At 59.4% G+C, this 13,634-nt stretch carries 14 protein-coding genes; 3 read left to right on the forward strand and 11 right to left on the reverse strand.

The features are described 5' to 3' along the window. Positions 1 to 49: 49 nt before the first annotated feature. Positions 50 to 649 carry a short chain dehydrogenase gene (locus tag J1G35_RS07410; protein WP_053137119.1) on the reverse strand — a complete coding sequence of 200 codons (600 nt, stop codon included), beginning with the start codon at positions 647 to 649 and terminating at the stop codon, positions 50 to 52. A gap of 217 nt (positions 650 to 866) precedes the next feature. Between J1G35_RS07410 and J1G35_RS07415 the strand changes: the two genes are divergently transcribed. Next, positions 867 to 1,775 (forward strand): LysR family transcriptional regulator, encoded by a 909-nt coding sequence (locus tag J1G35_RS07415; protein WP_223014301.1) that lies wholly within the window; start codon positions 867 to 869, stop codon positions 1,773 to 1,775. Here J1G35_RS07415 and J1G35_RS07420 read toward each other — a convergent pair. From J1G35_RS07420 to J1G35_RS07460, 9 genes are all read right to left on the reverse strand, one after another. After that, a complete protein-coding gene (locus J1G35_RS07420) occupies positions 1,772 to 2,257 on the reverse strand; it encodes a DoxX family protein (protein WP_223014303.1) in 486 nt (161 codons plus the stop codon). The genes J1G35_RS07415 and J1G35_RS07420 overlap by 4 nt on opposite strands. Next, complete coding sequence (locus J1G35_RS07425; protein ID WP_223014305.1) at positions 2,254 to 3,030, reverse strand: DNA-binding domain-containing protein; 777 nt, start codon at positions 3,028 to 3,030, stop codon at positions 2,254 to 2,256. Before J1G35_RS07425 ends, J1G35_RS07420 begins: the two co-directional genes overlap by 4 nt. After that, on the reverse strand, positions 3,027 to 3,905 hold the full coding sequence (locus J1G35_RS07430; protein WP_223014307.1) for a DUF692 domain-containing protein: 879 nt from the start codon (positions 3,903 to 3,905) through the stop codon (positions 3,027 to 3,029). Before J1G35_RS07430 ends, J1G35_RS07425 begins: the two co-directional genes overlap by 4 nt. Positions 3,906 to 3,928: 23 nt before the next feature. Further along, a complete protein-coding gene (locus tag J1G35_RS07435) occupies positions 3,929 to 4,225 on the reverse strand; it encodes a DUF2282 domain-containing protein (RefSeq protein WP_024073886.1) in 297 nt (98 codons plus the stop codon). A 176-nt stretch (positions 4,226 to 4,401) separates the two neighbouring features. Continuing rightward, the gene (locus J1G35_RS07440) at positions 4,402 to 5,103 is read right to left on the reverse strand and encodes an ABC transporter ATP-binding protein (RefSeq protein ID WP_010212366.1); all 702 of its coding nucleotides are present in this window, start codon (positions 5,101 to 5,103) and stop codon (positions 4,402 to 4,404) included. Between the two features lies 1 nt (position 5,104). Beyond that, positions 5,105 to 5,872 (reverse strand): high-affinity branched-chain amino acid ABC transporter ATP-binding protein LivG, encoded by a 768-nt coding sequence (gene livG / locus J1G35_RS07445; RefSeq protein WP_012722652.1) that lies wholly within the window; start codon positions 5,870 to 5,872, stop codon positions 5,105 to 5,107. After that, on the reverse strand, positions 5,869 to 7,122 hold the full coding sequence (locus J1G35_RS07450; RefSeq protein ID WP_012722653.1) for a high-affinity branched-chain amino acid ABC transporter permease LivM: 1,254 nt from the start codon (positions 7,120 to 7,122) through the stop codon (positions 5,869 to 5,871). The genes livG and J1G35_RS07450 overlap by 4 nt, the downstream gene beginning before the upstream one ends. Beyond that, a complete protein-coding gene (gene livH / locus J1G35_RS07455; protein ID WP_003172375.1) occupies positions 7,119 to 8,042 on the reverse strand; it encodes a high-affinity branched-chain amino acid ABC transporter permease LivH in 924 nt (307 codons plus the stop codon). The genes J1G35_RS07450 and livH overlap by 4 nt, the downstream gene beginning before the upstream one ends. 229 nt (positions 8,043 to 8,271) lie before the next feature. Further along, positions 8,272 to 9,399 carry a branched-chain amino acid ABC transporter substrate-binding protein gene (locus J1G35_RS07460; protein ID WP_223014308.1) on the reverse strand — a complete coding sequence of 376 codons (1,128 nt, stop codon included), beginning with the start codon at positions 9,397 to 9,399 and terminating at the stop codon, positions 8,272 to 8,274. A 355-nt stretch (positions 9,400 to 9,754) separates the two neighbouring features. Here J1G35_RS07460 and J1G35_RS07465 point away from each other — a divergent pair, with 355 nt between their 5' ends. Continuing rightward, positions 9,755 to 10,060, forward strand: coding sequence for a DUF2288 domain-containing protein (locus J1G35_RS07465; RefSeq protein WP_053137101.1), 306 nt, complete (start codon positions 9,755 to 9,757; stop codon positions 10,058 to 10,060). A gap of 257 nt (positions 10,061 to 10,317) precedes the next feature. Next, positions 10,318 to 11,409 carry a hypothetical protein gene (locus J1G35_RS07470; RefSeq protein WP_223014310.1) on the forward strand — a complete coding sequence of 364 codons (1,092 nt, stop codon included), beginning with the start codon at positions 10,318 to 10,320 and terminating at the stop codon, positions 11,407 to 11,409. Positions 11,410 to 11,445: 36 nt separating this feature from the next. On the opposite strand, the gene J1G35_RS07475 is transcribed toward J1G35_RS07470, so the two are convergent. Beyond that, the gene (locus tag J1G35_RS07475) at positions 11,446 to 13,623 is read right to left on the reverse strand and encodes a hypothetical protein (RefSeq protein WP_223014312.1); all 2,178 of its coding nucleotides are present in this window, start codon (positions 13,621 to 13,623) and stop codon (positions 11,446 to 11,448) included. Between the last annotated feature and the right edge of the window lie 11 nt (positions 13,624 to 13,634).

A 13,634-nucleotide genomic window follows, 5' to 3' on the forward strand; every position in this document is an offset into this window, starting at 1 on the left:
CATCACAACCCCGCAGCCATGCTTCAGGCAATTCTTACAATGGTTACATTCAGCCCACTATAAACGTCTGACCGGTCTGTAAGCCTTCCACGCTTTTTGCGTAGGCCAACGCCACGTCAGCGCCCGTAGCCGGTTTATAGCCACGGAAGTACGGCGCGTAACTGCCCATGGCTTCCACCAGCACCGTCGGGCTCACGGAATTGATGCGCAGCCCTCGTGGCAATTCGATTGCCGCCGCTTTGATAAAAGCGTCGAGTGCACCGTTTACCAGTGCCGCCGAAGCGCCAGTGCGGATCGGGTCACGGTTGAGAATGCCACTGGTGAACGTGAACGAGGCGCCGTCGTTGGCATACTCGCGGCCGATCAACAGGAGGTTCACCTGGCCCATCAGCTTGTCACGCAGGCCCAGTTCAAAGTCGCTTTCGCTCATATCACCCAGCGCCACGAAATTCACGTTGCCTGCAGCGCAGACGAGTGCGTCGAATTTGCCGGTCTGTTCGAACAGTTTGCGAATCGAGGTGCTGTCGCTGATATCCACCTGGAAGTCGCCGCTGCTGCGGCCAATGCTGATCACCTCATGACGCTGGGCCAGTTCGGCCTTGACTGCTGATCCGACGGTGCCGCTGGCGCCAATCAATAGGATTTTCATGGTGCTGTTCCTCTGGGTTTATCAGGAACTGTAGGAGCGGGCTTGCCCGCGAAGAACGCAAGAGCGCCGCTGTGTACCAGGCTCACCGCGTTATCGTTGACGATTTTCGCGAGCAAGCTCGCTCCTGCAGTAGGGGGTAGGCATCAAGTCTAGGGTGGCTTTTCAGGCGGATAAACGTGCTAATAGGCAACCTTTGGTTTTCAAATGGAAACAGTCCGTGAGTGAGATGGATGATTTGGCGGCCTTCGCCGTACTGATCGAAGCCGGCAGTTTTACCGTGGCGGCCGAGCAACTGGGCTGCAGCAAGGGCCAGCTGTCCAAGCGCATCAGCCATTTGGAAGCGCAGTTCTGCGTGGTTTTGCTGCACCGCACCACGCGCAAGCTCAGCCTGACCGCCGCGGGCGCGGCGTTGCTGCCCCAGGCGCAAGCGCTGGTGGTGCAGGTGGAACGTGCCCGTCAGGCATTGGCGCGTCTCAAGGACGATTTGGCCGGGCCTGTGCGTATGACGGTTCCGGTTTCACTGGGGGAAACCTTCTTCGATGGTTTGTTGTTGGAGTTTTCCAAGCAGTACCCCCAGGTGCAGATCGAGCTGGAACTCAACAACAGCTACCGAGACCTGGCGCGAGACGGCTTTGACTTGGGGGTGCGTTCGGGGGCGATTGAAAACGAGCGCCTGGTGGCCAAGCCGCTGTTGGCCTGGCACGAGATGACCTGTGCCAGCCCCGCTTATCTGGAGCAGCACGGCGAACCACTGACCCCCGAGGATCTTGCGGCGCACACGTGTTTGCTCAACAGCCACTACAGCGGCCGCGAGGAATGGCTGTATCACCAGCAGCACGAGTTGTTGCGGGTAAGGGTGAGCGGCACCTTTGCCTCCAACCATTACAACTTGCTGAAGAAGGCAGCCCTGGTGGGGGCCGGTATCGCCCGCTTGCCGTCCTACGTGCTGCCGACGGAATTGGCTGACGGCCGATTGCGTTGGCTCCTGCGCGATTACCAGACGCGGAGTATGCCGATGTACCTGGTCCACCCTTATCAAGGCGGCCTGCCGAGGCGTACCCAAGTATTGGCCGACTACCTTGTGGACTGGTTCAAGCGCAGTGGCGAGGCACTGGATCGGCTTTAACGGTAACGGCGCGCAATCAGGTGGTCGATGGACAGGCTGCCTGGCCCTTTGGCGACCAACAGCAACAGCAGCGCAATCCAGGTGCCGTGGGTGGGGTAGGCGTCCGGGTAGACGAACAGTTGAATGACCAGGGTCATGCCGATCAAGGCCAGGGCCGAGAAGCGTGTGGCCAGGCCCACCAGGATCAGCACCGGGAAAAAATGCTCGGCAAACGCCGCCATGTGCGCGGCCACTTCCGGCGACAGCAACGGCACGTGGTATTCACTGCGAAACAGCGGCAATGTCGAGGCGGCGAGTTTGGGCGTACCGAGTTCGAACGTGCCGTTGATCAGGTCAATGGCAAGGCCTTCGATCTTGGTTTGCCCGGACTTCCAGAACACCGCCGCAATGGAGAAGCGCGCAATCAACGCGATCAGGCTGTAAGGGATTTTTTCGAAAAGCATGATGGCCTGTTTGATCAGGCACGAAGGACGGCTGTTCATGGCGATACCTTTTGTTCTGGGAGCGAATGAGTGAGGGCGTCGTGGTTGATCAGCAGCGCCAGGCATTGGTGCAGGTCGAACTCGGCGCTGGCCTCAAGGGCGTCGGCGACCGCCATTTCCAATGCCGAGCCGTGTTTCAGGCTATTGATAAAGGCGACCGAGCCGCCGTCGATGGCGAAGACCTTGACGCTCAGTCCTTGGCGCAACACCAGCACGCCTTGGGCGTGCCAAGGATCCAGGGTGGACAGGGCACCTTCGGTCTGGTGTGCCGCCCATACCGCCACCACTGCGTAGGCGGAGTTCAATGCGCCTACGGACGGGTGCAGTTGCAGGTGCTGCGCGCCCAGATTCGTTTGAGTTTGCAGTTGTTGCAGCACGGCTTGCGAATCCACCCAGGGTGTATCCGCCGCGTGATAAGCGCGAACCCGCAGGCGTTCCAGCCGGGCCACATCGGCCAGGTAAGGCACGCTGGCGGCCGGCTCGAAACCCTGGATAAAGTCGGCGAATGTGCTGCCGTACTCGCTGATCAACGGGCTGTTGGGCGGATATGCCTGGACGAATATGCCGGCCATGGCGCGGAAAAATGCATCGCCTACCAATTGCGCCGTTACGGGATAGGCTGTTGCCAGCGCATTGATCAACGAACTGTGAACATTGTTGCGATACACCGCAAAACGGCTGGCCGGATCGGCCCCGTTGCTGCTGAACAGACCGTCGGGGCAAGGCTGGTCGGGCGCCAGCAAGGCGCTGGCAAAGTCGTCGTGAAGGCTCATGGGTGGGCCTGCGATAAATACCGTTCAGCGTGTTGGGCTTCCGCGTGCAACACACTGAATGTCGGCACTTGGTTGTCGCGCTCGATCAGTGTCGCGACCGGGCCCGTAAGCGCGAGCACCTGTTCGTACAGCTGCCACACTGCGCTATCGATGGGCGCGCCGTGGTCGTCGATCAGCAGGCGATCGCCCAGGTTGTCGGTGTCTTCGGCGAAGCCGGCCAGATGAATCTCACCCACGGCGCGCAACGGTAGGGCGTTGACGTAGGCCAGTGGGTCGCGCTGGTGGTTGATGCACGACACGTAGACGTTGTTCACGTCCAGCAGCAAGCCGCAGCCGGTGCGGCGGATGATTTCGCTGATGAAGTCGGTCTCGTCCAGGGTGGAGCGCTGGAACTGCAGGTAGGTCGATGGGTTCTCCAGCAGCATCGGCCGCTTAAGGGTGCTCTGGACTTGGTCGACGTGTTCGCACACCCGACTCAAGGTGGCGGCGTCATAAGCCAGGGGCAGCAGGTCATTGAGAAACACCGGGCCGTGGCTGGACCAGGCCAGGTGTTCGGAAAACGAGTGTGGCTGGTAGCGTTCGATCAGTGCGGCCAAGCGCCCCAGGTGCTCACGGTTGAGCGGGCCTTCGCCGCCGATGGACAGGCCCACGCCGTGCAACGACAGGGGGTAACGTTCGCGAATCAACCCCAGGTAGTGATGAAACGGACCGCCGGCCACCATGTGGTTTTCGGCGTGCACTTCAAAAAAACCGATGTCGGGCGAAGTATCGAGCACTTCCTTGAAGTGCTCGTGCTTCAGCCCCAGCCCGGCCCGATAGGGGAGGCAGGGCGCCTGAACCGGTGAGACTGTGGGCAGGAGTGAAAGCGTCATCATCCGTACTCAGGCTGTGCAGGGTTTCAGGACTTGGCGGTGAAGGCGGCTTCCTGGCCGAAACCGGTCGGCGATGTGGAGCTTGGGGTTTGGGTGCAGGTGCCGGCCGGGACCAGTTTCCAGGCGTTGGCCTGATCCTTGGTTTTCGAGGTGCCGGCACAGGACGTGCCGGCGCCGGCGGCGCAATCGTTCTTGCCGGCTTCAGCGACGCCGAAGCATTTCTGCATGTCGTCGGCGGCGTGGGCGGTGGTGGTCAGGGCGGACAGGCTCAGGGCCGAACCCAAGGCGAGGACGAGGGTAGCGGCAGACAGTTTGGTGGTCATGGTGGATCTCCAGCAGTAGGTTGAGTAGCGGGCTTGAATGCCTGCTTGCACCACTAGAGGCGGGGAGGAGGATGTTCGTTACAAGGCCAGACGAAATAATTTCAAACCATGCAAAAAAAATGTGGGAGGGGGCAAGCCCCTCCCACATTAGATCCGGTTTGTTCAGCAACCGTCTCTTAGCCGCCCAGGTACGCCTCACGTACCTTCGGATCGGTCAGCAACTGCTCGCCAGTGCCTTGCATCACCACCCGGCCGTTTTCCAGCACGTAGGCACGGTCGGCGATTTTCAGCGCCTGGTTGGCGTTCTGCTCCACGAGGAACACCGTTACACCGTCCTTGCGCAGCTGCTCGATGATGTCGAAGATCTGCTGGATGATGATCGGTGCCAGGCCCAGGGAGGGTTCGTCCAACAGCAACAGCTTGGGCTTGCTCATCAGCGCCCGGCCGATGGCGAGCATTTGCTGCTCGCCGCCGGACATGGTGCCGCCGCGCTGGCTGAAACGCTCCTTGAGGCGAGGGAACAGGTGCAGCACCTTGTCCATCTGCTCCTGGTAGTCGCCCTTGTCGGTGAAGAACCCGCCCATGGCCAGGTTCTCCTCCACGGTCAGGCGTGAGAACACCCGCCGGCCTTCCGGCACCACGGCAATGCTCTTGCGCATGATCTGCGACGACTGCTGGCCCACCAGCTCTTCGCCCATGTAGCGGATGCTGCCGCTGTGGGCCTGCGGCGAGCCGCACAAGGTCATCAGCAAGGTCGACTTGCCGGCGCCGTTGGCACCGATCAGCGTGACGATCTCACCCTGGCGCACTTCCACGTTGACGCTGTGCAGGGCCTGGATCTTGCCGTAGAAAGTGGAAACGTTTTCGAATTGCAGCATTTTACGCTTCCCCCAGATAGGCTTTGATCACTTCAGGATTGTCACGGATCTGCTCCGGCGTCCCGTCCGCCAGCGGCGTGCCCTGGTTGATCACGACGATATGGTCGGAAATGCTCATGACCAGTTTCATGTCGTGTTCGATCAACAGCACCGTGGCGTTGTTTTCCTCACGCAACACACCGATCAGTGCCTTGAGGTCTTCGGTTTCCTTGGGGTTCAGGCCGGCGGCCGGTTCGTCGAGCATCAGGATCCGCGGGCGGGTCATCATGCAGCGGGCGATTTCCAGGCGACGTTGCTGACCATAGGCCAGGGTGCCGGCGGGGCGGTTGGCGAACTCGGTGAGGTTGACCTTGTCCAGCCAGTACTCCGCATATTCCATGGCCTCGCGCTCGCTCTTGCGGAACGCCGGGGTCTTGAACAGGCCTGCAAAGAAGTTGGTGTTCAGGTGACGATGCTGGGCGATCAGCAGGTTCTCGACCGCCGTCATGTCCTTGAACAGCCGCACGTTCTGGAATGTCCGCACCACGCCCTTGCGGGCGATCTCGTGACCGGCCAGGCCCTGGATCGGCTGGCCGTCCAGCAGGATGCTGCCGCCACTCGGCTTGTAGAAACCGGTGAGGCAGTTGAACACCGTGGTCTTGCCGGCGCCGTTGGGGCCGATCAGCGCTACTACCTGTTTCTCTTTCACGGTCAGGGCGACGCCGTTGACCGCCAGCAAGCCGCCGAAGCGCATGCTCAAGTTTTCGACTTTCAGGATCTCGCGGCTCATTTGCGCAGCTCCATGTGTGGACGTTGCATGGGCAGCAGGCCTTGAGGACGCCAGATCATCATCAGCACCATCATGGCGCCGAACATCAACATGCGGTATTCGCTGAACTCACGCATCATTTCCGGCAGCAGGATCATCACGATCGCCGCCAGGATCACACCCAGTTGCGAGCCCATGCCACCCAATACCACGATGGCGAGGATGATCGCCGACTCGATAAAGGTGAACGACTCCGGGGTCACCAGGCCTTGGCGTGCGGCGAAGAAGCTGCCGGCGAAACCGGCGAACGCGGCACCCAGGGTGAAGGCGGAGAGCTTGATGATGGTCGGGTTCAGGCCCAGGGCACGGCAGGCGATCTCATCTTCGCGCAACGCTTCCCAGGCGCGGCCGATCGGCATGCGCAGCAAGCGGTTGATCACGAACAGTGCCGCCAGCGCCAGCAACAGTGCCACCAGGTACAGGAACACCACTTTGCTTACCGGGTTGTAGTCGATCCCGAAGTACTCGTGGAACGTCTGCATGCCTTCGGCAGCGGTGCGGTCGAACGACAGCCCGAAGAACGTCGGCTTGGGGATGCTGCTGATACCGTTGGGACCACCGGTGATGTCGGTCAGGTTACGCAGGAACAGACGGATGATTTCCCCGAAGCCCAGGGTCACGATGGCCAGGTAGTCACCGCGCAGGCGCAGTACCGGGAAGCCCAGCAGGAAGCCGAACGTGGCCGCCGCCATGCCGGCCAGCGGCAGGCAGATCCAGAAGCTCCAGCCCAGGTAGTGCGACAGCAGCGCATAGGTGTAGGCACCCACGGCGTAGAAGCCCACATAACCCAGGTCGAGCAGGCCGGCGAGGCCCACCACGATGTTCAGGCCCAGGCCCAGCAACACGTAGATCAGGATCAGGGTGGCAATGTCGACCGCACCGCGCGAGCCGAAGAACGGCCAGATCAACGCGGCCACGATCAGGCCGATGATGATGTAGCGCTGGGTGCGTGGCAGGGTCAGGAATTGGCTGACCTTGGGCGAGACCAACGGGCCACGGTTGCTCTTGAACAGAGCGCCGACCTGCTGGGTGAACAGCACGCGCAGGAACATCAGCACCGAGCACAGGGCGATGATGGTCAGGGTCACGGGGCCGGTGCCGTGCACTTCAAGGTTGATGCCGACAATGCTCAGCTTGAGGCCGAGTACCGGGAAGGCCACAGCCCACACCAGCAAGGCGCTGAAAAACGCCGATTTAAGATATCTGCTCATACTTTCTCAACCTCCGGACGGCCCAGGATGCCGGTCGGACGGAACAACAGCACCAGAACCAACAGGCCGAACGCGACGACGTCCTTGTATTGGTCGCCGAAAATATCGGCACCAAACGCCTCGGCCACCCCCAGCACCAGGCCGCCGAGCATCGCGCCCGGAATACTGCCGATGCCGCCCAATACCGCTGCGGTAAAGGCCTTGAGGCCTACCAGGAAACCGGCGTTGGGGTTGATCACGCCGTACTGCATGCTCAGCAGTACCGCCGCGACGGCTGCCAGCGCGGCACCGATCACGAACGTCAGGGCGATGATGTTGTTGGTGTTGATGCCCAACAGGTTGGCCATCTTGATGTCTTCGGCGCAGGCCCGGCAGGCGCGCCCCAGACGGGAGCGGGAGATGAACAGGGTCAGGCCCAGCATGGCCACCAGGGTGACGACGAAGACCAGGATCTGCATATAGGAAATCAGGACCTCTTCCGCACCACCCGGACCGAAGGAGAAGCTCCCCGGGATCAGGTTGGGGATGGATTTATCCTTGGAGTCCTGGGACAGCAATACGGTGTTCTGCAGGAAAATCGACATGCCGATGGCGGAAATCAGCGGGATCAAACGGTTGCTGCCACGCAAGGGACGGTAGGCAACGCGCTCGATACTGTAGCCATAGGCACTGGTCACGACGATCGATGCAAGGAACGCAGCGGTCATCAACAGCGGCAGGGAGTGGATACCCATCATGGCCAGCCCGGCAAGGGCGATGAAGGCCACGTAGGAACCAATCATGTACACCTCGCCATGGGCGAAGTTAATCATTCCAATGATGCCGTAAACCATTGTGTAGCCAATGGCTATCAAGGCATAGGTGCTGCCAATGGTCAGGCCATTAACCAGCTGTTGGAAAAAATGATAGATCTCAGGCATTACAGCGCTCCTAAAAACCCGATACGCATTTCACTGGTGGAGTCATGTTCCGGCCCCGTGCTGTGTTCTGTGAGCACATTTGCACAAAGCGTTTGCCAGCGAACCGCTGGTGACGGTTTTAAGATTTTCAGGTGAGCCAGCGCCCGGATCGCGGGTGACAGGCCCATAAACCTCGTAAAACAAAACCCACTGCTCTCACAGTGGGCTTGTTGGACCAGTAATGCCTGGCTTACTGAGGGGAAACTTCGGTTTTTGGTTTGCCGAAGTGCCATTCGTAGACCACGAACTTGAAGTCCTTCAGGTCGCCCTTGGCGTCGAAGCTCAGCTCGCCGGTAGGGGTCTTGAAGGTGCCCGCGTGGATGGCGGCAGCCACTTTGGCGGTGTCTTCGCTCTTGGCAGCGGTAATACCGCCGGCGATGACTTCAATGGCCGAGTAGGCCGGGAACACGAACGGACCGGTTGGGTCCTGCTTGTTCTTGGCGAACTCTTCAACGATGGCTTTGTTGGCCGGGTCGGTGTCGAAGGATTTCGGCAGGGTTACCAGCAGGCCTTCGGAAGCGTCTTGGGCGATTTGCGAGATGGAGTCGTTGCCGACACCTTCAGGGCCCATGAACTTGGCGTTCAGGCCTTTTTCCTTGGCTTGACGCAGGATCAGACCCAGCTCCGGGTGGTAGCCGCCGTAGTAGACGAAATCGACGTTGGCTTGCTTGAGCTTCTGGATGATCGAGGAGAAGTCTTTGTCGCCGGCGTTCAGGCCTTCGAAGACGGCAACCTTGGTGCCTTTCTGCTCAAGGGTCTTTTTGACGGCGGTGGCGATACCTTCACCGTATTGCTGCTTGTCGTGCAGGACGGCAACGATTTTCGGCTTCACGTGGTCGGCGATGTAGTTGCCGGCCGCTGGGCCTTGGGCGCTGTCCAGGCCGATGGTGCGGAAGATCAGCTTGTAGCCACGGGCGGTGATTTCCGGGCTGGTAGCTGCCGGGGTAATCATGATCACGCCTTCGTCTTCATAGATGTCGGACGCTGGCTGAGTGGAGCTGGAGCAGAGGTGACCGACCACGAACTTGACGCCGTCGTTGACCACTTTGTTGGCAACGGCCACGGCTTGTTTAGGATCGCAAGCGTCGTCGTATTCCTTGGCTTCGAGCATTTTGCCGTCGACGCCGCCCTTGGCGTTGATGTCGGCGATGGCCTGCTTGGCACCCATGAATTGCATGTCGCCGTATTGCGTTACAGGACCAGTTTTCGGACCGGCGATGCCGATCTTGATGGTGTCAGCTGCGAACGAATGGCCGGCAACCCCAGCCAGGACCATAGCGGCAAACAGTTTGGAAATCTGCTTAGTAGCCTTATTCATAGTGCTCCACTCTTACTGTTGTATTTTTTATAGTTCTAGCGGCCTTGTGAGCTGCAGAACCGGATCAGATATCTCGGATATCCCCCCGGCAGTGCCCTGGCAACTGTACCGGTACAGTGTAGAGCGCCGGTTGATCGCTTGAAAAGCTGGCTGCTGGGGGCAAAACCTGTGTATGTCGCTTAAATGAAAGAAAAAGACAGAATTGCGGCGTGGTAATGCCAGAGTCTCGGGCAATCCTTGGCTTTCCTGACACTTTCTATCGATGACTCATTTGCAACTGGGTTTTTCTACCTGGCTTTTTATACGAAAGGCACGACGTTATGATTGCGCCGATTTTTTTCCCAGGTGAATTCCCATGACGCAAGAACCTAGCACCCTCTATGCCAAGCTGCTCGGCGAAACCGCCGAAATCTCCTGGAAGGAGCTTGAACCGTTCTTTGCCAAGGGTGCCCTATTGTGGGTCGACGCCGGCCTGGATTTGATTGAAGCCGCCGAGGGAATGGCTGAAGACAACCGCGATAAAGTCGCTGCCTGGCTGGCCTCGGGCAGCCTGTGCGAAGTGTCTGCGACGCGGGCATTGGACCTTGTTGAGCGTGACCCGAGCTTGTGGGCTGTGGTGGTTTCGCCGTGGATACTGATCCAGGAAAGGGCGTCGCGATAACGTTTGGCACTTAAATGGTGCGTGATTTTCGGTTTTAAAAGTGTGTAGCTGAGTAACCGCTGGCGCCGTGATGGCATCTTGCCGTGGAGAAAGGTCACAGCGCAGGGTGACGCGCACGTCATGGGAACAGTTTTCTCGCGGGTGAATCGGCGGGAGAATTGTTTCTCGGTGTGAATAAAAGGCGGATGGCTGTCAGATCATGGCGTAGGAAACGGTGAATTCCGGTAAAGTTCGCCGCTTGTCACCCGGAGCTAGTCATGCCGTCAGCGCTGCCCCCTTTAGCGAAACCTTCACACCAACTGCTTTACCTTATCTACGGTCATCAGGACGTTTATCGGCGCGAAGCCAAGTTCAGCATCCTCACCGCCCTGTCTCAACTTAAAGCGGGCGAGTCGCTGTGCATCCGGGTCATGACCGATCGCCCCCAGGACTACGACGGCTGGCCGGTTGAAACCATCGCCCTGGACGAGCAGACCCTGGCCCAATGGCAGGGTGAAAACGGTTACCCCCATCGCCGCAAGGCCTGCGCGATCGCCCAAGGGCTGACGCTGGCGGACAAGACCCTGTTCGTCGACACCGACACGCTGTTCCTCAAGTCCCCCCATCGTGTGTTCGAGCTGATCGAGCCGGGCCAGTATGTGATGGACGGTTTTGAATACGACTGGAGCTACGTCTGCAAGCGCCCGGACTACCTCAAGCTGGGCGAGCACCTACAGGCCCATGGCATCTCGGCGGATAACAGCTTCAAGCTCTATAACAGTGGTCTGTGCGGTGTCCGTGCCAGCGATTCGCCGCTGCTCGAAGCGTCTATCCGCCTGATCGACGAGTGGACCCGGAACTCGTTCGATATCCACACCATCGAGCAAATCGCGATTTCCTTCGCGATGCGCGGCCAGAAGGTGCGCGAGGCCCGCAAGTTCGTTCATCACTATTTTGCCGACAAGCGCTTCTTCCATGCCATGCAGGCGCACTTCTTTACCCTGTACGGTGAGGCATTTGGCCCTGAGCTGGTGGCGCGTTGCCTGGATGTGCCGCGGGTCAAACCGGTGCCCTCTCCCTGGCAACGGCTGCGCATCAAGTGGAAGCTGCGCAATCAGCGCAAGCATGTGAAAAAGGTCGGTCGAGACTTGCTCTACGGCAGTTCGGCGCCTGCGCATCCGTATTACGACGTGTGCCGACACGGTTGGTGGGAATCGGCTTCGCGCGAGATTCGCGGCTGGGATGAGGCGGAGCAGAAGCGCTTCTTCGGCGCGAAAAACTCGGGCTGGCCGAAGCAACTGCCCCGGCCTGCAAAGCGCGGCGACGAAAAGACCATCCTCGCGTTCCTGCGCCAACGCATGACGCACTGAGGTTGCGACGGCGCCGGGCGGCGCCGTCCCACGTTGTTAGCCGGTCTTGCCGGTATGGTTATTCAACGAAATAACCTTGGTCTTGCCGATGCGGTGACGGTAGATCTCGCGCAGGTACTTGATCGCTTTCTTCACGCAATCCCGTGACAGGCGAATGTCATTGATCGACACAAACTTCTCTTTGTCGTTGATCAACTCGCGGTACTTCTTCTCATACATCGGCTTGATCGCGTACCAGTTGGTATCAAGGATCTTCGCCGGGTTTTCAAACTCGTTGAGCAGCTCGTCGATGCGGTCTTCGTCGAAGTCCTCGTGGATGATGAAATCCAGGATCGAGTTATCCAGCGTGTCGTCGAAGCGGTACGGGTTGCGCGCGAAGCAGCGCTTGATAAAGGCCACGATCAGCGTCAGGAAGTCATCCGACAGGCACGGGCTCTTGGCGATCAGGGTGGTCAGCGACAGGTTGGCCGACGCGCCGATCACCAGGGCATAGCGCTTGAGGGTGGTGTTGGGGAACAGGCTGTTGAGGTGAGTCTTGAGCCGGTTCAGGTCCATGTAGGACAGCTTGTAGTCCTTGGGCAGTGAGACGATCGACACCACCGACGAGCAGTTCTTGAAGAAGTGCAGGTCATGCAGCGCCGCCGCGTCGTAGCCGGAGTTCTTGTACTGCTCCAGGGACGCCTTGTAGCGCTTGGACTCGATCGGCAACAGGCTGATGCCTTCGATGGCCTGGGTGACCTTGTTGAAGTGCGGCAGGTCGATGGAGCGGAAGAACAGGTCGTCGATGTTCAGGCGCTGGGGCTCTTTCTCGAAGACTTTGAACTTGTCATTCGACGGCACCGGGGTTTCCGGTACTACGGATTCGGCGTAGGCAATCGCCACTGGACCGGCCAGGCTCATGAACAGGTCGTTGGCGTCCAGGCGAATGGTTTCGCCGATATCGATGCCGGCGCGACGGAAATAATTCTGGTCGTAGTCGGTGGTCACGGCCTGGGCGGTGAGGATGTTGAAGATTTGCTGGGAGATGTACTGGTTGGCGTGTTTTTCCATGGCATTGACGTCAATGTTCTGGATGTTGCCGTCATCGCTTTCTTCGGCATAACGCATGATGTCGTTGGAGATCAGCATCATCGCGTTCCACGGACGGATACGCCCCTTCACACTGGCTTCGCTGCTGTCTTCATTGTCGAAGTTGTACGAGAAGTCCCATTCTTCCGAAAGGTACTTGCACAGCAAGCGTCCGGCGTTGATATGCTGCGCCTCGGACATTTCGCTGCGGTGATCAGAGATATTCGGCAGCACACAAATGCCACTGGTGAAGATCGGCTCGAAGACGAAAGCGTGGCCGCTCTTGCTGTCGTGCTCGTCAGCGGGCTTGGTGTCGAAGGTCTTGTTCATGTACGAGTGTTGCTGGGCCAGGCCGAACTCCGAGGCCATGCCCGAACCGGTGCCACCGCCGGCGCTGAAGATCGAGAAGTACAGGCGCGACTGGTTGGCCTTGATGCCGCAGGAGTCGATCAGGTACGAGTGGATCATCTTCCAGTCGGGGCTGGAAAAGCGCTGGGTATCTTTGTTGAGGATGATCTTGGCCAGGTACTGGCCGAGGATCGGCGCGTTACCGGCGCCACCGGCATGGACTTCAGAGAGGTCCATGATTTTCATCTTGCTGTAGTCGCGCAGGAAGCCGCTTTTTTCGCCCTTGCGCGAGAAACGGATACGTCCAGCGATGTCCTTGTCCAGATCGCCCAGCATCACCAGCGGTTCCACCAGGAACACCGGCTTGCTGGCCTTGCCGCCGCCCAGGCGCAGGTTGTTGCGAATCCACTGGGCCGGGCTGTAGCCCTTGTCCAAGGATTTATCTTCAGTGCTGAATTCGTTGAGGTAGAACTTACGCGCGTTGTACACCAACTCCGCCACGTCCAGCGCGATGTTCGAACCGCAGCGGCCCAGGCCGATCAGGCATACCGAGGGGAACTCCTGATCGCTGTGCTGCTCGCTGTCGCCTTCCAGGTGAGGCGGGCGTGGGAACACCATGTCGCGCAGGCCGTCGAGGTTATCGAGGATGCGGTCGGTATTGGTTTCAGTGAAATACAGGTATTGCTGGGTGGCCAGCGGGCGCGTGGTGCTCAATGACTTTGAACCTGAGGGCTTTTCCGCAGGAGCTGGGAGCAACACATCGGATACCACGGTGGCGGGGTTATTTTTAGAAGTCATTGTGCGCCATG

This window comes from Pseudomonas sp. SH10-3B (assembly GCF_019891415.1).
Classification (GTDB): Bacteria; Pseudomonadota; Gammaproteobacteria; order Pseudomonadales; family Pseudomonadaceae; genus Aquipseudomonas.

Excerpts from the sequence above, each read along its gene's own strand:
- J1G35_RS07420 (WP_223014303.1), bottom strand. The coding sequence starts at position 2,257 with ATGAACAGCCGTCCTTCGTGCCTGATCAAACAGGCCATCATGCTTTTC.
- J1G35_RS07450 (WP_012722653.1), bottom strand. The coding sequence starts at position 7,122 with ATGAGCAGATATCTTAAATCGGCGTTTTTCAGCGCCTTGCTGGTGTGG.
- J1G35_RS07430 (WP_223014307.1), bottom strand. The coding sequence starts at position 3,905 with ATGATGACGCTTTCACTCCTGCCCACAGTCTCACCGGTTCAGGCGCCC.
- J1G35_RS07465 (WP_053137101.1), top strand. The coding sequence starts at position 9,755 with ATGACGCAAGAACCTAGCACCCTCTATGCCAAGCTGCTCGGCGAAACC.
- J1G35_RS07425 (WP_223014305.1), bottom strand. The coding sequence starts at position 3,030 with ATGAGCCTTCACGACGACTTTGCCAGCGCCTTGCTGGCGCCCGACCAG.
- J1G35_RS07410 (WP_053137119.1), bottom strand. The coding sequence starts at position 649 with ATGAAAATCCTATTGATTGGCGCCAGCGGCACCGTCGGATCAGCAGTC.
- J1G35_RS07475 (WP_223014312.1), bottom strand. The coding sequence starts at position 13,623 with ATGACTTCTAAAAATAACCCCGCCACCGTGGTATCCGATGTGTTGCTC.
- livH (WP_003172375.1), bottom strand. The coding sequence starts at position 8,042 with ATGCCTGAGATCTATCATTTTTTCCAACAGCTGGTTAATGGCCTGACC.
- J1G35_RS07460 (WP_223014308.1), bottom strand. The coding sequence starts at position 9,399 with ATGAATAAGGCTACTAAGCAGATTTCCAAACTGTTTGCCGCTATGGTC.
- J1G35_RS07470 (WP_223014310.1), top strand. The coding sequence starts at position 10,318 with ATGCCGTCAGCGCTGCCCCCTTTAGCGAAACCTTCACACCAACTGCTT.
- livG (WP_012722652.1), bottom strand. The coding sequence starts at position 5,872 with ATGAGCCGCGAGATCCTGAAAGTCGAAAACTTGAGCATGCGCTTCGGC.
- J1G35_RS07440 (WP_010212366.1), bottom strand. The coding sequence starts at position 5,103 with ATGCTGCAATTCGAAAACGTTTCCACTTTCTACGGCAAGATCCAGGCC.
- J1G35_RS07435 (WP_024073886.1), bottom strand. The coding sequence starts at position 4,225 with ATGACCACCAAACTGTCTGCCGCTACCCTCGTCCTCGCCTTGGGTTCG.